Annotated in this window: 18 protein-coding genes; 6 read left to right on the top strand and 12 right to left on the bottom strand. The window is 61.3% G+C overall.

Annotation, left to right across the window (positions count from 1 at the left end; genetic code table 11):
* The first annotated feature begins 377 nt into the window (after positions 1-377).
* A complete protein-coding gene (locus tag NKJ75_RS25625) occupies positions 378-1,553 on the top strand; it encodes a zinc-dependent alcohol dehydrogenase (RefSeq protein ID WP_352500337.1) in 1,176 nt (391 codons plus the stop codon).
* A gap of 10 nt (positions 1,554-1,563) precedes the next feature.
* Positions 1,564-2,112, top strand: coding sequence for a hypothetical protein (locus tag NKJ75_RS25620; RefSeq protein ID WP_023834940.1), 549 nt, complete (start codon positions 1,564-1,566; stop codon positions 2,110-2,112).
* A gap of 255 nt (positions 2,113-2,367) precedes the next feature.
* On the opposite strand, the gene NKJ75_RS25615 is transcribed toward NKJ75_RS25620, so the two are convergent.
* On the bottom strand, positions 2,368-2,592 hold the full coding sequence (locus tag NKJ75_RS25615) for a hypothetical protein (RefSeq protein WP_155922421.1): 225 nt from the start codon (positions 2,590-2,592) through the stop codon (positions 2,368-2,370).
* Between the two features lie 996 nt (positions 2,593-3,588).
* Between NKJ75_RS25615 and NKJ75_RS25610 the strand changes: the two genes are divergently transcribed.
* Complete coding sequence (locus NKJ75_RS25610) at positions 3,589-3,846, top strand: hypothetical protein (protein ID WP_245274198.1); 258 nt, start codon at positions 3,589-3,591, stop codon at positions 3,844-3,846.
* 289 nt (positions 3,847-4,135) lie between these two features.
* On the opposite strand, the gene NKJ75_RS25605 is transcribed toward NKJ75_RS25610, so the two are convergent.
* Positions 4,136-4,603 (bottom strand): hypothetical protein, encoded by a 468-nt coding sequence (locus NKJ75_RS25605; RefSeq protein WP_023753939.1) that lies wholly within the window; start codon positions 4,601-4,603, stop codon positions 4,136-4,138.
* Positions 4,604-5,017: 414 nt separating this feature from the next.
* Between NKJ75_RS25605 and NKJ75_RS25600 the strand changes: the two genes are divergently transcribed.
* Positions 5,018-5,617 (top strand): EF-hand domain-containing protein, encoded by a 600-nt coding sequence (locus NKJ75_RS25600; protein ID WP_031204614.1) that lies wholly within the window; start codon positions 5,018-5,020, stop codon positions 5,615-5,617.
* A gap of 209 nt (positions 5,618-5,826) precedes the next feature.
* Here the strand turns inward: NKJ75_RS25600 and NKJ75_RS25595 are convergent, their stop codons facing one another.
* Entirely contained in the window at positions 5,827-5,991 is a 165-nt protein-coding gene (locus NKJ75_RS25595; protein ID WP_023667766.1) for a hypothetical protein, read from the bottom strand.
* Positions 5,992-7,002: 1,011 nt separating this feature from the next.
* On the opposite strand from NKJ75_RS25595, the gene NKJ75_RS25590 reads away from it, so the two are divergent.
* The gene (locus NKJ75_RS25590; protein WP_023682764.1) at positions 7,003-7,662 is read left to right on the top strand and encodes a L,D-transpeptidase; all 660 of its coding nucleotides are present in this window, start codon (positions 7,003-7,005) and stop codon (positions 7,660-7,662) included.
* Between the two features lie 10 nt (positions 7,663-7,672).
* On the top strand, positions 7,673-8,185 hold the full coding sequence (locus tag NKJ75_RS25585) for an OmpA family protein (protein ID WP_023667764.1): 513 nt from the start codon (positions 7,673-7,675) through the stop codon (positions 8,183-8,185).
* Positions 8,186-8,490: 305 nt separating this feature from the next.
* On the opposite strand, the gene NKJ75_RS25580 is transcribed toward NKJ75_RS25585, so the two are convergent.
* The 9 genes from NKJ75_RS25580 to NKJ75_RS25540 all read right to left on the bottom strand — a co-directional run bounded on the left by NKJ75_RS25580 (position 8,491) and on the right by NKJ75_RS25540 (position 16,291).
* A complete protein-coding gene (locus tag NKJ75_RS25580) occupies positions 8,491-9,360 on the bottom strand; it encodes an SDR family oxidoreductase (RefSeq protein ID WP_023707232.1) in 870 nt (289 codons plus the stop codon).
* Position 9,361: 1 nt separating this feature from the next.
* Positions 9,362-9,526, bottom strand: a complete 165-nt coding sequence (locus tag NKJ75_RS25575) for a hypothetical protein (RefSeq protein WP_023834944.1) — start codon at positions 9,524-9,526, stop codon at positions 9,362-9,364.
* A 23-nt stretch (positions 9,527-9,549) separates the two neighbouring features.
* Complete coding sequence (locus NKJ75_RS25570; protein ID WP_023834945.1) at positions 9,550-11,316, bottom strand: thiamine pyrophosphate-dependent enzyme; 1,767 nt, start codon at positions 11,314-11,316, stop codon at positions 9,550-9,552.
* Between the two features lie 9 nt (positions 11,317-11,325).
* Complete coding sequence (locus NKJ75_RS25565) at positions 11,326-11,469, bottom strand: hypothetical protein (RefSeq protein WP_023751762.1); 144 nt, start codon at positions 11,467-11,469, stop codon at positions 11,326-11,328.
* 493 nt (positions 11,470-11,962) lie between these two features.
* Entirely contained in the window at positions 11,963-12,208 is a 246-nt protein-coding gene (locus NKJ75_RS25560) for a hypothetical protein (RefSeq protein ID WP_023699894.1), read from the bottom strand.
* A 13-nt stretch (positions 12,209-12,221) separates the two neighbouring features.
* Positions 12,222-12,437 carry a hypothetical protein gene (locus NKJ75_RS25555; RefSeq protein WP_023667757.1) on the bottom strand — a complete coding sequence of 72 codons (216 nt, stop codon included), beginning with the start codon at positions 12,435-12,437 and terminating at the stop codon, positions 12,222-12,224.
* Positions 12,438-12,624: 187 nt separating this feature from the next.
* Positions 12,625-13,752 (bottom strand): NAD(P)/FAD-dependent oxidoreductase, encoded by a 1,128-nt coding sequence (locus NKJ75_RS25550; RefSeq protein WP_023834947.1) that lies wholly within the window; start codon positions 13,750-13,752, stop codon positions 12,625-12,627.
* A 60-nt stretch (positions 13,753-13,812) separates the two neighbouring features.
* On the bottom strand, positions 13,813-15,354 hold the full coding sequence (locus NKJ75_RS25545) for an amino acid ABC transporter permease/ATP-binding protein (protein WP_023695154.1): 1,542 nt from the start codon (positions 15,352-15,354) through the stop codon (positions 13,813-13,815).
* A gap of 94 nt (positions 15,355-15,448) precedes the next feature.
* Positions 15,449-16,291 carry an ABC transporter substrate-binding protein gene (locus NKJ75_RS25540; protein ID WP_023834948.1) on the bottom strand — a complete coding sequence of 281 codons (843 nt, stop codon included), beginning with the start codon at positions 16,289-16,291 and terminating at the stop codon, positions 15,449-15,451.
* Between the last annotated feature and the right edge of the window lie 179 nt (positions 16,292-16,470).

Raw genomic sequence — 16,470 nt, 5'->3', positions numbered from 1 at the left:
CTTGAGCGCCTCGGCCGACCTGTGAGGGAGAGGAAGAGAATGCCGGTTATGGCCGCGAGAATCGAGCAGATGAGGTGTCGATCGCCGCGAAGGGACACCTGCGGACGGACCTTCTTTGGTACACTTGAGTACGTCCATTCGTGGGTGGGGCTCCAGCGGTTCGTGCCCCGACGCGCCCGCGAAGGCCGCTGGTGCCCGCGACAGATCCTTCCAAGGTGCGGGTCTGGAATGGCCCAAAAATTCTCTCGAGCTCCCGGAACATCGGTCCGCCCCTGTGGTTCGACAAGCAGCGGCACAGTCGATCCAACCAGGCATCGGCCCGCTTAGGACAGGCGCGAGGTCCCTACCCACAGATCTTGCGAAAATAGGAGCAAGCTATGCGAGCGTTGGTCTGGCACGGCAAGGAAGACATACGCTGCGATCAGGTTTCGGACCCGGAAATTGAGGATGAACGTGACGCGATCATCAAGGTGACGAGTTGTGCCATATGCGGCTCCGACCTTCACCTCTACCACAACTATGTGCCAGCCATGCTGCCTGGCGACATCATGGGCCACGAGATGATGGGAGAGGTCGTTGAGGTCGGCAAGGGCGTCAACGGCGCTCTGAAGGAGGGAGACCGCATCGTCGTGCCGTTCACCATAATCTGCGGTGAGTGCGACCAGTGCAAGCGACAGAACTTTTCGGTTTGCGAACGCACAAACCGCAAGAAGAATCTCGGTGACAAGGTGTTCGGGCACACCACCGCGGGTCTGTTCGGCTACACTCATTTGACCGGCGGCTATCCCGGGGGACAGGCGGAATACATGCGTGTGCCGTTCGCCGATGCCACGCACGTAAAGGTGCCCGACAGCCTTACCGACGAGCAGGTCCTCTTCCTCGGCGATATTTTTCCTACCGGATGGCAGGCGGCGGCACAGTGCGACATTGAGCCCACCGATACGGTTGCGGTGTGGGGCTGTGGCCCAGTCGGGCAGATGGCCATACGCAGCGCCCTGCTGCTCGGCGCGAAACAGGTGGTGGCGATCGATTGCCTGCCGGAGCGGCTTTCCATGGCCGCGGCCGGCGGCGCCATCGCCATCAATTTCGCCGAGGAAAGTGTCGTCGAACGACTGGGGGAACTCACCGGCGGAAAGGGCCCGGAGAAGTGCATCGATTGCGTCGGCATGGAAAGCCACGTCTCGCTGGCCCAGCCCGATACCGTCTACGATCGCGCAAAGCAGTTGATGCTGATGGAAAATGATCGACCGCACGTTTTGCGTGAGATGATCTATGTCTGCCGGCCGGCCGGCGTGATCTCGATCCCCGGCGTCTACAGCGGGCTGGTCGACAAAATTCCGATGGGACAGGCAATGAACAAGGGGCTCGCCTTCCGAATGGGGCAGACCCATGTCAACCGTTGGACCGAGGATCTGTTGCGCCGCATCGAAGATGGCCAGATCGACCCATCCTTCGTCATCACCCATACCGTGGGGCTCGAGCAGGGACCCGAGATGTACAAGGTGTTTCGCGACAAGCAGGACAGCTGCATCAAGGTTGTACTGAAACCGTAGGGAAATCGTCATGAACGTGATTGCCAAACTTACCAACATCACCCGATCGCCTGGCGATCCCAAAGTGCTGAAGACTGGGCAGAGTGCGGTCGCGGCCTCCGATGGCCTTGCCCGCAAGCTCGGCTGGTTCAGCATCGCGCTTGGCGTCGCCGAGCTGGTTGGCGCCGAGCGGATTGCCGGCGCGCTCGGCATGCGCGGCAAGGAAGACCTGATCCGCGCTTATGGGGCGCGGGAAATAAGCAGCGGCATACTCTCGCTTTCAGTGGACAAGCAGGCCGGGCTTTGGAGCCGGGTGGCCGGCGACGGCCTGGATATCGCGACATTGCTGACAGCATATCGGCATGGCAACCCAAAGCGCGATAATGTAGGCCTTGCGCTTGCCATGGTCGTCGGCATCACATTGCTCGACATCATCGGTGCGAAAAGCGTGACCGCGCGCCACTCTCGGAGGGGGACCAAGCCACGCGACTACAGCGATCGAAGCGGCTTTCCCGGAGGCACTGCCGCAGCCCGGGACCGTGCCCGCTCGCAGCGCAGCCAGAAGGCCGGCGCAGCCTGATAGAGATTGCGGAACCCTGGCGGCATGCGACCTGAACAGGTGGCATCTCGTCAGGCCCTAACGCCAGAGGTGGTAGCTCTCGGCGAGCCGAGTTTGCTGGAACAGAGTGGACCGTCGCGCGGCCGTTCTCGCCGTCTCCTGGGTGACCGCCGCGCATGGGTTGTGTGGCCGGTGCGTTAAAGGCACGAAGCAAGCAGCGATCCGACCGGCATCGAGCCTTCCATGTCTCTTGCCTTGGCAAGGTTCCGGCGATCCTCAGGCCGAGCCGCGTTCGGGAAGCTCGGTCTCTTCCGCCACCCCTTTCCGCAGGTCTCGGCGCAAGCGTTCCGCTTCGTCGGAATTATTATCGTCGTCTGTCCGCTCGAGTTCGCGATCGATTGTCTCGCGCGACCCCTCTGCCGGATCCTGTTGCGGAGATGTGTTCGGGCCGGTTTCGATCTTGCCGTCGCCGGGAACGGTGCGGTCGCGAGACTTCGTCATCTTCAGCTTCCCTTTCATCTGTCATCTGCCTCGGCATCTCCGATGGCATGAATTTTGGCCGCTTCCCTGCCGAACCGGATCGTCGACGCTTTGTTCCGGGAAAGCCCCCGCAGGTTCGTGCTGGTCGGCCCCGGGGCATTGGTCGATGCCCTTGCCGGGAAGCATCCTATGCCAACGAGGTCGGCGGCAGCCTCATCGATGTCGTATCAACATGTGGGCTGTGAAGGCGTTTTCGGCCCGGACACGCGAGCACGCCAGGCTCGCGGCGAGTTTTCGAACCGAAGCAGATGCGCAGCGTAACAGCTGGATGTATACGGAAAAGGCTGCCTCATCCACGACATCGCGCTTTCGGTAATGGCCGGCGGCATGCTCGCCTGGGCGGTCCGGCAGCTGGTAGCGAACTGGTCATAGGCCTTTGCAAAGCCGCGTCGATGAAGCGGGTGCGGTAGCGCTGGTCGGTGTAGCGTCGAGGCATCTGTCAACCGGAGACAAGCGCGACCGCTTTTGGGACCTCACTGTTTTTTCCACCGGGACTCGACATCTCACTATCATAGTTGATTGTGGCTGCCGGTGACCCTGCGTAATGGATAGCCATTCCAACTCTCCAACAGGAAAACGGTATGTTGTATCCGGGTCGGTTTTTGGGGCCAAGCGAGATTGAGATGCTCGCCCAGGTTTGTCACACGGTCTGCAAAGAGCGCGCCCTACCTCTTGCTTCGCAGAACGGAGAGCGCATAGCTGCGCATATACTCAGGCTGTTTATGAATGGCTTGATTGAGCAGAATGAACTGCTCGATGCTGAGAGGAACTGGGCTCTTCGGCTTGACCGTTCGGTCCAGCAGACGATGTCAACTACACGCACATGAGAGGCCGCGGGACCCAGTTTGGTAGTCGGAAAGCCGCCAAGGCCGGTTGGGAACAAACCTGACATTTGAGCGTTTGTAGAGCCCTTTCACCGGGCAACTCACCGAAATGCTTCTTGCCGTGCATGATGCGATGTCTACGGCCGTTTTGGCGGGCAGGAGCGCCAATGCGGAAGTATTCGGTGTGGTCGACCTCACCAACAAGGCTGAGGTCGACATCGGCATCACCAGCTTGGGAAGAGCCATCCAGTTCGTGGCCAACGCCTCGGTGCTTGGCTATGACATTCGCGGCGCCATGGTCTTCTATGGCTCGCCCGGCACCCCGAGCCTAAGGGCGAGAGAGTGCGAGCGCTTGTGGGCGCAGTTTGGCGGCGCGCTTCTACAGCCGTAGCTCTATCAGGACGTTCGCCCCACCCGTTTCATGGTATGAACGCGTACGGAGCTGAGGCGCTACCCAGCCAGAGCGGGAATGGCTCAGTGCTAGGTCTAGCGCGCGACCGCACCAAGCAGCTTTTCGGTGAACGGCTTTGAGCGGTTGGGCCAGCGTGAGAGCGTCCGGCCGCATACCTGCCGCTGCCTGCTTTCATGTGACTGGGCGGGGCTATCGGGGAGCCCGGTTTACCGCTGGGTCGGGCCCTTAGCCGAGGGAAGCACAGTACGGCAACCCCGCTCTTTGCTGGCTAACATCCTTCCGCTCTCAGGGACCGGACCATGCGCACAACAACAGGGTCATACGGTTTCTTTTCGGATTTCCGATAATTCATTGTGAAAAGCGCGGCACGCCGGTTGCAGACCATAATTGCACGGACGTAGCGAATCTCGCCATTCTTGACCCCGGAGTAGCTGGCCCATTTCGGGGCTAGGCGCCGATAGGTCAGTCGCCAACCGGCCTTTTCGTCCTCGATCATGCGATGTTCAATCTCGGCGCGAAAACTTGCTTTGCCCAGTCGCGCGCCCCAAACGACCAGAAACGCGTCTCTTGGGCCCTGAAAAGCCGCGCCCTGCTCCGAATTCTGGGTCAGGACGAAATTCGGAGGAATATCGAAACTAAAGCCAAGCTGTCGGACGCCGAAGGGCTGCCACGCCTCGGCCTGAAGCAACGTGGTCCAAAAGAGAAAAACTGTAAGTCCCAGCAGGAGGCGTCGCATTGCTCTGATTTAGCGCTGGCTAACATGGTGTCCAGACGACAGAGGTCCGTGACATAAAAGATATGCATCATGGCCGCGCAGCATATGGACGCGGGATTCGCGATTGACGGCGTGCGGTCGAAACGGCTTCCGTCCCACGAAAGGAGAGGACGCAGAGGGAATTGGTGCGTCGGTATGATCGACTGGCAGAAAATTGGCGAGGCCGAATGTCCAACGTTCATTGCCCGCAAAATGGGCGCCGGCTTCCTCTTGTGCCTAGGGAAGAAGAGCCGAAATTATTCCCTGGCGAAGACCCTGATCTACCTCAGACGGGGGGCATGCCCTGTAACTTCGCCGTGACCTGATCCCCTTCGGGGAACAATCAGATCGAGCTCCAGTTTGGCCTTCCAAGCGAAGGCACTGATGGAGCATGCCATGAGATTTCCACACAGCACGACGGCCGCGGCCGCCGTTTTCATTGCCCTGACCTCCCCCGCGCTCGCCCAGAAAAGCGGAACACCATCACCCTCGACACCTGCACCCGCTCCGGCAACCGAACCGCCGGCCGCCGGACAGTTGCCGGATGCGACCGGACAAGCGGATGCACCAACACGCGAAATGATCCGCCAGATGGTTGAGCAAGCTGTCCGGGAGAGAATGCAGCAGGATCGCGGTTCCGAAGAAGGTTTCCGCGAGGAAGATAGTCGCAACTATCAAGGCGATCGCAACGAGGGTGCTGACCGCCACGATGAAGATGGCGGCCGTTGGCAGAACCACGGTGGCCGCGATCGTGGACACAGAATGGCTGGACGCTGGCATCATCAGCTGATGCGCGGTGCCGGCATGCGACTGATGTTCGGGCTGTTGGACACCGATGGCGACGGATCGGTTTCCGAGGACGAGGTTCAACGCGCGGTGGGCAGGATGTTCAGTAGCATTGACGAGAATGGTGACGGCAAGATCGATGCGGACGAGATCCAGTCCTTCATGCATGGCTCCAGCATGCATGGCACTGATAGCGAGGACACGCCGTAGCTGCCTTCAAAGTGAATGCCCTCCCTCGGACAAAGCGGGCGAGCGCCTGGCGGTCGAATTCGAAGCGGTGTCTCTTGGCTATAGGCGCGGCGGCCCTAACAGCACCCTCCAGCCTTGCGTTATTCCCGCAGTCCCGCGAGACGCCAGCCGTGACAAAAAAAGGCTGCGCAGTGCTGATCAAGGAACGATCGAAGCCGACCAACGCAGGGTCACTCGGGCGCCCGGTCCTCCAGCAGAACGAAGGATGCGGCGATCAAGTCGTCGCCATTGATACGTCCTTGGCTGTCCTCCAACATAGTTGCAACCTTGTGGAAGGCCATCATTTCACCCGCGTCAATCTGCGCTTCACGCATCTTGGCTGTGAGATCAGCCACGCGATTTCCTAACGAATGTGATTTTGCAGTCTCGCAATTCGACATGATTAGTCATCCTTTGCCTTGGGGTTTCACGCTGCCGAACGCAATGCTTCAGCGGATGTTCCGAATTTGGCCATCAGTCTTATGGGATAGGACTTGCGTCTGATGGCGGTTGGAAGAAGCCCGAACGGCGGAACACGCAGCCGGACGCCGAATTGGAAACCCACCGTCGATCGAAGTCCCTTGTCGCCGGTTGAGATCCCGCCATCTTCACTGTCGAGAGGGTGGCGGGATCGCCTTCCGAGGAGCGAGCGCATATGAGGTAATAGATATTTGGCAGATGTACTCACGGCCATCCTGCTCGCTTCTTTTGTCTGCGCATGTTCATTCTTTTCGGGAAACCCCATCTCTCCAACAACACGCAACAACCGCGTTGCTACCCACGATTGATGCGATGACAACTGCATCAACAAAGCAAAGCCTCTTCGCCTAAGGTGCGATTGCCGCGGGCTTTTTCGACTTGAAGGTCGTCCAACGCGCCCGGTGGTCAGGCCATGGCGTTCAGCGGGAGCCAGGTAGACTCATCGCGAAAATCCCGCAGCGAGGCATGTCGCAAGTCCTCCTCGCCGCGTGCGGATACTGGAATCCGCCTGGCTCGTTGTGACAGGCATGCGAAGATGAGTGTCGGCGCATGGACGCGGAAAAACCCGCCAGCGTGAGCCAGCGGGCCTTGTGATGGGATGGCCCGCGCGTGCGGTCAAGGCTGCGCGGGCCGACCATGATGAATGAGGGGACATCTTGGTCACCGGCACGACCGATGAAGAACGAGCCGGGTGTGACAGAACACCCTTGGAGCGAGGATGTTCCCGTCCGCACAAAAAAGCTCGCCGGCGTGAGCCGGCGGGCAGTCGCTATTTTGCCGTCAAGCGGACAGACCGCTTGCGGCCCACCCACTGCAGCATTTTTCCACTTTGAGCCGAAATCATTCTCAACTATGGTTCGCCAGGCTTAAGGCATGGGGGATTGCCGATGGTTTTATCACGCAGGGGTGTCGTGCTCGGCGGTCTGGCGCTGGTCGCGGTCGGCGGAACCAGCAATATTGTTCAAGCCGCGGGGGCAAAATCCTTTTTCGCCGGTACCGCCAGCGATAACGATTTCGTCTATCGCAAGACCAACTTCGCCAAGATCGACAAGAGATGGCATCGCCAGATCGTCAAGTATTTCAGCAGCGAGCCGGTCGGCACCGTCGTGGTCGATACCCGCCACCACTTCCTCTACCTCATCATGGAAAATAAGACTGCCATCCGCTACGGCGTCGGCGTCGGCAAGGAAGGCTTCAAATGGTACGGCCGCGCGACGATCGATCGCCGCGCGCTGTGGCCGCAATGGGTCCCGCCCCCCGAAATGCGCGAGCGCAAGCCGGACCTGCCGCCCATGATCGCGGGCGGCGCGTCCAACAATCCGCTCGGGCCGCGAGCGCTCTATCTGTACCGCGACGGCGCCGACATCGGCTACCGCTTGCATGGCACGCTGGAGCCATGGAGCATCGGCACCGACGCTTCCAGCGGCTGCATCCGCATGTTCCCCGAAGACATCATCGACCTCTACCAGCGGTGCCCGATCGGCACCGCGGTGGAGGTCCTGCCGCACATCGCCGACCAGGCGCCCGCTTCCACCACTGTCGAATGATTGGCGCATCATGAACCGCATGATTGAAAACACGCGCCGGCTGCTCGCCGCCGGCCTGCTGGTTGTGGCCACATCCTGCTCGACCAGCAACACGCTGGCCCCGTCGACGCCCGACGTCACCAACGCCGAGATTGCCGGCTTCCAGAACGTGCAGCCGGGCAGCGAGGAGGATTTTATCCTCAATGTCGGCCGCCGCACCTACTTCACGAAAGGTTCGGCCGCGCTCGATTCTGTCGCCAAGGCCACCCTCGACACCCAGATCGCCTGGTTGACAAAGCATCCGCGCTGGCTGCTCAAGCTGCAGGGTTTCGCCGACGATCCCGGCGCAAGCGAAACGGCGCTGTCACAGCAGCGCGCCGATGCGGTGATGGACTACCTCGCCGCCGGCGGCATAGACCGGAACCGCATGTGGGCCAAGGGCTACGGCAAGGACAGGCTGGTCCGCGACTGCCCCGACTCCGCCTGCAGGTCGCAGAACCGCCGCGTTGTGTCTAATTTGCGCGATGAGAGGGACGAGTCGTAGAGGCTGCTGTTTTGCTGGTCGCCAAATCAGTCTCACAACGCGACGGCGGCATGGCTGCAATGCGCCTATCGGGGACATTCACCCAGCGTTTGCCCCTCCCCGAAAGCTGACGCTCCGGTTGAACCCGGAATGAAGTCAGCTTCCCGTCTACCAACCTCCGGTTCAGGGTCTGGTGGGAGGCTTCGGCATCCGCCTCGACCAGTTTGCGGACGTGGCGGTTGTCCGCGATCCTGATCGGCATGAGCCTCGCCACATGTCGGTGTGCTACGGGGAGTGGGCGCCGTGGAGCTGGCAGGTACGCTCGCTCAAAGCATCGGCCGTCCGCCGGTGACCTCGTAGAGTGCGCCGGTGGTGTAGCTCGATCCTTCCGAGGCAAGCAGCACATAGGTCGCTGCAAGCTCTGCCGGTTGCCCGGGACGCTTGAGCGGCGTGTTCTTGCCGAACTCCTTGACCTTCTCAGAGGGCATTGTCGACGGGATCAGCGGCGTCCAAATCGGCCCGGGAGCGACCGCGTTTACCCGAATGCCGCGTTCAGCTACCAGTCCTGCTAGTCCGGCGGTGAAGTTGGCGATCGCTCCTTTGGTAGTGGCGTAGGCAAGCAGTGCCGGCGATGGACTGGTCGCGTTGATCGAGGATGTGTTGATGATGGTCGAGCCGGGTTCCATGTGCTTCACTGCTTCCTGGGACAGATAGAACATCGCATAGACATTGGTGCGAAAGGTGAGATCCCATTCCTCCGCGCTGATGTCCTCCAGCTTCTCGAACGACGCCTGGTGGGCTGCATTGTTGACGAGGATGTCCAGGCGCCCGCATTCATCGATAGCTCGCTGCACAAGCGACCGCGCGAAGATTTCGTCCGAGATGTCGCCGCGTGCGAGCACCGCCTTGCGCCCCGCTTCCTCGACCAAGCGCGCCGTCTCCTGCGCATCTTCGTCCTCTTCAAGGTAGGAGATGATGACGTCGGCGCCTTCGCGTGCAAACGCGATAGCCACCGCCCGGCCGATGCCCGAGTCCGCGCCGGTGATCAGCGCGACGCGGTCCGTCAGCTTACCGCTGCCGCGATAGCTCTCCTCTCCGTGGTCGGGCCGTGGATCCATCTCGTCGGTGTAGCCGGGCATGTCCTGCTGCTGTTCGGGAAGCGGCGGCTGAGGATATTTCTGCTGGGCATCCTGCATGTCAGGTCCTTTTTTGGCTGGAGTTGCGGTTGTGTCGATCCGGTTCCGTGATCGGTCCCTTGGCGGCTTTCGAGCCACCGCCCCATTCCTCGGCCTTGCACGCTTGGTCGCCGCCCATGAGGTCCGGCGAACTGCGATTTGCGGTGCCGCTGTCGGTCTTGTTCAACTCGTGCTCCTTCTTGCGTGTGGTCAGTCTTTGTCGCCGGCGGTAATCATCGACCTCAGCGGCTCTTGCGCCACATTCGCCTCGATTTCCGCGCGTCCGGGGGTATCCGGTAGCGCCTTGCGGAAATTTCTCGCATAATCCGGTGGCATCTTCGGTGGCATCATCGGTTCGTACGGATCGACCACGGCCTCGATGACCACCGGACCCTCAGCAGCCAGGGCAGCGTCGAGAACGCCTTCCACCTCCTCGGCGCGAGAGACGCTGTAGCCGATGCCGCCCATGGCTTCGGCGGCCATGGCGAAGTCGATGGGCTGGAGTTCGCAGGCGAATTGCGGGTTACCGAGGAACATCATCTGCTCCCAGGCGATCTGATTGAGCATGCCGTTCTTGAGCACGAGCACCTTGAGTGGGACCCGGTACCGAACTGCCGTCGAGAACTCGCCGAGTTGCATCGCGAGACCGCCGTCGCCGACGACCGCGAAGACCGGCCGGCCGGGAAAGGCCAGGCCCGCGGCGATCGTATAGGGCAGTCCGCATGCCATCGAGGCCAGCGCGCCCGAGACGCCGAAGGCCTGCCCGTCACGCAGCTCGATATGGCGGGCCGCCATCTCGGTGTTCTGGCCGGAATCGGCAACCAGGATCGCATCATCGGGCAATCGTTTCCCAAATGCGCGTGTAACCACCTGGGGCTTGAGCGAAGTGGCGGCCTTTTGCTCCGACTGCGCCATCATCTCGCGCCAGCGTCGCATGCCCGCCTGCGCCTTCTCGAGGAAGCTGCGATCATCCTTGCGCTTCAGGCGCTTGTTCAGCAATCGCAGCGTCACGGCGGCATCGCCGGCAAGGCCGGCCTCAACGGGATAGCGCAGGCCGATGCGCTGCGGGTCGCGCTCGATCTGCACCCCGCGCGCCTGTCCCGGCTTCGGGTAGTATTCGATGTAGGGAAAGGTCGAGCCGACGACGAGCAGCGCGTCACATTCCTCCATGATTTCCTGCGACGGCAGCGTGCCGAGAATTCCGATGCCGCCAGTCGTCAGCGGGTGATCGTCGGGCAAGGCAGCCTTACCGAGCAAGGCCTTTGCGACGGGGGCACCAACCAGCTCCGCCGTCTCTTCCAACTCGTGCCTGGCACCAAGCGCGCCCCGACCGGCGAGGATCGCGACCTTCGTCGCCCCGTTCAGGATCTCGGCGGCTTTCGCAAGTTGTTCTTCGTCGGGAAGCCTGCTTCCTTCGAACCAACGATCCGGCGTATGCGACGGTTTGTTGCGCTTCGAGCGCTTGGCCTGGTCGAGCGTGTGCTCCTGCACATCGCTGGCGATCGACAGATGCGCAACGCCGCGACGTGCCAGCGCCGACCTGCAGGCGAGACCGGCCAGGCTTTCCATATGCGCCGCGTCGGAGACCTGCGCGTTGAAGACGGCGACATCGCTGAAGACGCGCGTCAAGTCGACATCCTGCTGGGTGAAGGTCTCGATGAGGTCGTGGAACTGCATGCCGGTAATGGCGAGCACCGGCGCTTGGTCGAGCTTGGCATCGTAGAGTCCCGTCAGGAGGTGTGTGCCGCCAGGGCCGGAAGTTGCGAGGCAGACACCGAGCTTGCCTGTCCATTTTGAGTAGGCGCACGCCATGAACGCCGCGGATTCCTCGTGCCGCACCTGAATGAAGCGGATGCGGTCCTGCCGCCTGCGCAGCGCCTCCATGATGCCATTGATGCCGTCGCCCGGCAGGCCAAAGATGATATCGACGTTCCAGTCGATCAGCGTCTCGATGAGGATGTCCGCGGCGGTCGCCATGTCTCAGTCCTACCGCGATGCGGATCCCGCCGCCTGGCTGCTCTTGTTCGCGGTCTTGTCAGTCTTACGCTGGTCCTTGTCGCCGCCGCGATTGCCGCCATGCAACTCGTCGGAAGATTGAGCGGTCTTGCCGTCTTCCAAATTAGTGGCCATGCGCAAAGCTCCCTTCATCCGGCCTGCCTAACCAGAAAGTCGGTGAGATGTTCCGTGCCCGAAGGCAAGGCCGCCTAGTCAGGTGCCGAAGGCAAACTTGTCAGTACCACCCGATGAGGCGCTGTTCGGCAGTCAGCGGCTGAACAGGCGAGGTGCGATCGAACAGACCAAGGCATCGAACTGCTGCGAGGCCGAGCTTGCATGTAGTGGCTGAGGCTGCCTGATCGCCAAAAGCGCTCGCGGCAGAGCTGGCCGATGTTCAGGTCGCGTCTTCGCAGGTCCCTATAGCCAGAGCGCAACGCCGCCCGGACCGTCCCCATAGGCGAACTCCTCGCACCCCTCGTTGACGAATTTCCCGCGCGGGATTCCGCCTCAGTGGCGAAAGGACTCGTTCGTCGCGCACACCGCGGCGGGCGATGTGCGCTTCGACCATGCGGTGCCTGGCGTGCCGGTAGTCTGGCATGGCTCCTCGATAGCCTTAAAGACGACAGGCTTAGTCGTCCTGCCTGCGCTTGTGGTGCTCGCTCTCCTGGTTTTCGCCGCGGATCATCTGGCGATCATCCTTGTCGGTCAATTCCACGCCCTCGTCGCGTAGATTGGCGCCGCCTTGCCGCGCCTCGCGCTCCTGCTTGGTTCTCTTCAGCTCATCCTCGGCATTGAAATCGTCGCCGGCATTGCTGGTGTTCTCGCGCTTTTCGATGATGCGCAGCTGCTGCTCGTGGGTCTTCCGGCCGGCCATGGCAAGGCGCCTCCTACTTGTTCGTGCGTCCGGTCTGGTCAGGATTGATGCCGCCCTGAGGCGTGACATCGTTCTCGACATCGCCTTCGAACGTATTGTCCCCATCGAGAGCATCGTTCTCGTCGAGCATATCGCCGCCCTTGACCGCGCCCTTCGAGGTGCCGATTCCCGGGTTGTCTCGCAGATCCTTGTCCGTGGGCTGTTTAGTCTTGGGGTGTTGGTTGGTCATGGAATTTCTCAGCGCTGGTTGAGCTTGAACGAACGACGGTCCTGGCGCTGTCCAACTTCAACGTGGAGAAAATGTTCCGGAACATATTCGCTTGTCAGGTGCGCGTAAGCGGCCAGGCGGCCGCCGTCTCGGCTAGCGAAACTTCAGGCATGCCACATTACATCCCATTCCGAGGCGAATTGGCAGGCTAAAGTGAAAATCGAGACGGTCGAAAGCTTGCAAGGAGTGGGTGCTCTGTTCCGGTGGCGATCTCGGTTGCAAGCAGTTCGCCGGCAATCAAGCCAAGTGTTGCGCCGCTGTGGCTGAAGGCGACGTAATACCCCTCGATGTCCCGCAACTGGCCGAAGACCGGCTCGCCGTCTCCGGGGATCGGCTTGGGCCCGACACCGTAGCTCTCCAATTCCAATTTCGGATGACCGTCGAGAACATTCGACGCTTCGTCGAGAAGCCCCTGGATGGTCGATGCTTTTACGCGATAAGTCCCGTCCGGATTGACTACCACCTCTTCTTCCGACCAGGCAGAATCGAGCGCGAGGGCGCCATCAGGCGTCGGCCGGATGGCGACGCGCGGCGTGTTGAGCACGGCGCGTAGCGGCAAGTCGACTGGCTTGGTCCTGACCAGCAGCGCGATTGGTGTCCCATCGGCAATACGCTGACCGGCCACGGCGACCATTCGCGGCACATCCGCACCGGTCGCCAGAAGCACCGCGTTGGCGGCGAAGCTGATCCCGCTGGTGGTGGTGACGCCGGTGGCGCGGCCGTTGGCGACGGTGACGGTAGCGCTTCCGGCCTCGGTGACCACCTGGCCGCCCCGCTCCACGAATTCCGCGATCAATATTTCGATCAGCGACGGCAGGTCGACCCAGCCCTCACCCGCGTTGAAGATCGCGCCTTGAGGCGTGACAGCGCTTGCGCAGACACCCGGCGTGACCAACCTTATGGCGTCCGCGGACAGATGCTGCGCATCATAGCCGAGACGTTTTTCGTGAGCGAAGACATCGGCGATCTCGTTTGAGGCATCGTCCGCATCCCACGTCAGGCCACCGTCGAAACGCAGCCAGGCGGCATCCGGGCATCGCGCCGACAAACTGCGGTAGCGGTCGATACCGATCATGCGCAGGCGATGATATTCAGCCGAGCGCCTGCGCGCCGAATTGATCCAGGCGAGCGAGCGGCCGGAAGCTCCCTTGGCGAGCGGTCCATCATTGACCAGCACGGTCTCGATGCCGAGCCTTGCAAGATGAACGGCCGAGGAGACGCCAAAAATGCCGCCGCCGACAACAACGACCTTGGAAACCTGATGTGATGCAGCCATGAGATATCTTTCACTGGTGGAGGTTGGTTTGGGCGGCCGTCTTGAAGGGCTCATGCGTGATCAAAGCACTTCGGCAAGGAAGTGCTTCAGACGCGGGCTTTTCGGCGTGTCGAAAATCGCGGCAGGCGTGCCGGCCTCGATGATGCGGCCTTCATCCATGAAGACGACCTGATCGGCGACCTTGCGGGCGAAGCCCATTTCATGCGTCACCACGACCATTGTCATGCCGCGCCGGCCGAGATCCGCCATGAGGTTGAGCACACCCTTCACCAGTTCTGGATCGAGTGCGCTCGTTACCTCATCGAACAAGATGACCTCCGGGTCCATCGCCAATGCACGAGCGATTGCCACACGCTGCTGCTGGCCACCGGAAAGGCTCCCTGGACGATGGTGTTTGCGGGTCGCAAGCCCGACGTCGGCAAGGCGCGCCTCGGCGATGCGCTCAGCTTCCTGTACAGGGAGCCCCTTTACCTTGGTCAGCGACAGCATGACGTTTTCGAGCGCGGTGTGGTCGGGGAACAGATTGAACTGCTGGAAAACCATGCCGACACGCCGGCGCAGTTTTTCAGGCTTCATCGCCAGGATGCTCGCACCATCGAGCAACACCTCACCGCCCTTGGGCTCGACCAGGCGGTTGAGGCAGCGCAGCAGGGTCGACTTGCCCGAACCTGATGGGCCGATCACGCATGTGACCGTGCCAGGCTTGACTGCCAGGCTGACGCCTTTGAGAACATCGAGGTCGCCATAGGCCATGTCGAGATCGGTAATGGCGAGACTGCCGCCCTTGAAGCGGGGCAGCGCTGAGCGGGCATCAGAGCCGGCCTCCGAAAGTGCACTGCCGGTGGCGCCCTCCAGTTCGCTCACTTCGGCCAGGCCGCTGATGACGAGGCCGGCCTTTTGCTTTCCGACCCGCAGCGAGTTGTCGATGTAGTTGACCACATGGGTCAACGGCACGGTGATGACGAGATAGAACACGCCGGCCAGAAGCAATGGCGAGAGGTTTCCAGTGACCACTGCCTGGTCCTGACCGACACGGAAGATCTCGCGCTCCGAGGCGAGCAGACCGAGGAAGTAGACAAGGCTTGAATCCTTGACGTTGCCGATGAACTGGTTGACGAGGGCCGGCAAGACGCGGCGGATGCCTTGCGGGATCACGATCAGGCGCATGCCTTGGCCGTAGCTCATGCTGAGCGCCCTGCAGGCCTCCATCTGCCCGCGCTCGACGCTCTGGATGCCCGAGCGAAAGATTTCGCCGATATAGGCGCCGGCGATCAGGCTCAGCGCAAGAATGCCGAGCGGAAAGGGCGAAGGCCCGAAGATTTCACGGCCGATGCGGGCAAAGCCCTGGCCGATCAGCAGGATGGTGACGATCGCCGGCAGGCCACGGAAAATATCCGTGTAGACCCGCGCCGGAATGCGCAGCCAGCGCGATTGCGAGATGCCCATGACCGCCAGGATCATGCCGAGGATGACACCCAGTACCGTCGACGCGGCGGCGAGGATCAAGGTGTTCTTCAATCCGATGGTGATCATGCTGGGCAGCACGTCCGCCATTGCCTGCCAGTCGAGGAAACTGCGCCGCAGGTTTTCGAGCCAGTTCATTCGCCCCCCTTTTGGTTGCGCTATTTACATCGTCCGCATCAAGGACGGCGGCGTAATCCGGCCGCCGGCATGAAAGCCAGCGGCCGGGTACGGTCTACTTCTTGGGAAGATACTGGTCGGGCATCGGCGAGCCGGGGAACCACTTTTCATAAAGCGTCTTCCAGGTGCCGTCCTGCATGGCCGCGTGAAGGGCGGTGTTCAGCGCATTGCGGAGCTTGTCGTTGCCCTTGCGCAGGACGAAGCCGGCCGGCGCGTCAAAGGAAGGAATATTGACCGCGATCTTCAGGTTCGGATAGCGAACGCCATAGTCCTTGGCAGCCTCGTAATCGAGGAAGTGGGCATCTACGGTTCCGTTGTTAAGCGCCGAAACGGCGGAGTTGTTGTCGGGGAATTTGACGAGATCGGTTCCGACAAAATTCTTCGCCGCGTAGATTTCCTGGAGCGTGCCTTGCACGACGCCGAGACGTTTGCCCTTGAGCCCGTCCGCCGACGTGATCGCCTTGTCGGCGGTAAGCACGGACAGATAGCCTGCGATATACCCGTCGGAAAAGTCGACGGTCTTTTTGCGTGCTTCCGTCGTGCCGATTGCCGCGACCGCGACATCGAAGCGCTCGTTTGCAACGGAAGGCATCAGCGCCGAGAATTCCTGGCCGGTGAAGATCACCTGGTCGGGCTTGAATCCAAGGCGGCTCGCGACGTTGCGGAACAATTCGATGTCGAAGCCGGTGAACGACCCATCGGCCTGGGTGAAAGCGTAGGGTTTGGCATCGCCCATGGTCCCGACGCTGATGACCTTCGCATCAATGAGGCCATAGGGATTGTCATCCGCGGCGGCCACTCCTGAAACCAGCCCAGCGCCGACGCACATCGCCATAAGAGCCATTGCGCCGGTTCTGACCGGGCACATCAACGACTTGAGAATTTCTTTCCTGCTCATGTCTTTCTCCACTCTGAAGGTCTGTTCTTCTTGGTATTTGCGTCGAGCCGCCATCTGGCGCCCCGACATGCCCTTGACGAGATTACGGTCCGTCACGCCTCTCGGCTCCACTCCTTCTAAAGAGACCGGTCTCATATTGCATGAGACCGGTCTCTTTGATAATCGTTATCGCCACATTG

Origin of the sequence: Mesorhizobium sp. M0058 (assembly GCF_040323095.1) — a bacterium.
GTDB lineage: Bacteria > Pseudomonadota > Alphaproteobacteria > Rhizobiales > Rhizobiaceae > Mesorhizobium.
The sequence above is the reverse complement of the archived record's forward strand: the minus strand, read 5'-3'. Positions and strand labels throughout refer to the sequence as shown.

Excerpts from the sequence above, each read along its gene's own strand:
- NKJ75_RS25585 (WP_023667764.1), top strand. The coding sequence starts at position 7,673 with ATGAACCGCATGATTGAAAACACGCGCCGGCTGCTCGCCGCCGGCCTG.
- NKJ75_RS25600 (WP_031204614.1), top strand. The coding sequence starts at position 5,018 with ATGAGATTTCCACACAGCACGACGGCCGCGGCCGCCGTTTTCATTGCC.
- NKJ75_RS25590 (WP_023682764.1), top strand. The coding sequence starts at position 7,003 with ATGGTTTTATCACGCAGGGGTGTCGTGCTCGGCGGTCTGGCGCTGGTC.
- NKJ75_RS25550 (WP_023834947.1), bottom strand. The coding sequence starts at position 13,752 with ATGGCTGCATCACATCAGGTTTCCAAGGTCGTTGTTGTCGGCGGCGGC.
- NKJ75_RS25615 (WP_155922421.1), bottom strand. The coding sequence starts at position 2,592 with ATGACGAAGTCTCGCGACCGCACCGTTCCCGGCGACGGCAAGATCGAA.
- NKJ75_RS25620 (WP_023834940.1), top strand. The coding sequence starts at position 1,564 with ATGAACGTGATTGCCAAACTTACCAACATCACCCGATCGCCTGGCGAT.
- NKJ75_RS25605 (WP_023753939.1), bottom strand. The coding sequence starts at position 4,603 with ATGCGACGCCTCCTGCTGGGACTTACAGTTTTTCTCTTTTGGACCACG.
- NKJ75_RS25540 (WP_023834948.1), bottom strand. The coding sequence starts at position 16,291 with ATGAGCAGGAAAGAAATTCTCAAGTCGTTGATGTGCCCGGTCAGAACC.
- NKJ75_RS25555 (WP_023667757.1), bottom strand. The coding sequence starts at position 12,437 with ATGACCAACCAACACCCCAAGACTAAACAGCCCACGGACAAGGATCTG.
- NKJ75_RS25570 (WP_023834945.1), bottom strand. The coding sequence starts at position 11,316 with ATGGCGACCGCCGCGGACATCCTCATCGAGACGCTGATCGACTGGAAC.
- NKJ75_RS25545 (WP_023695154.1), bottom strand. The coding sequence starts at position 15,354 with ATGAACTGGCTCGAAAACCTGCGGCGCAGTTTCCTCGACTGGCAGGCA.
- NKJ75_RS25560 (WP_023699894.1), bottom strand. The coding sequence starts at position 12,208 with ATGGCCGGCCGGAAGACCCACGAGCAGCAGCTGCGCATCATCGAAAAG.
- NKJ75_RS25610 (WP_245274198.1), top strand. The coding sequence starts at position 3,589 with ATGTCTACGGCCGTTTTGGCGGGCAGGAGCGCCAATGCGGAAGTATTC.
- NKJ75_RS25580 (WP_023707232.1), bottom strand. The coding sequence starts at position 9,360 with ATGCAGGATGCCCAGCAGAAATATCCTCAGCCGCCGCTTCCCGAACAG.
- NKJ75_RS25625 (WP_352500337.1), top strand. The coding sequence starts at position 378 with ATGCGAGCGTTGGTCTGGCACGGCAAGGAAGACATACGCTGCGATCAG.
- NKJ75_RS25565 (WP_023751762.1), bottom strand. The coding sequence starts at position 11,469 with ATGGCCACTAATTTGGAAGACGGCAAGACCGCTCAATCTTCCGACGAG.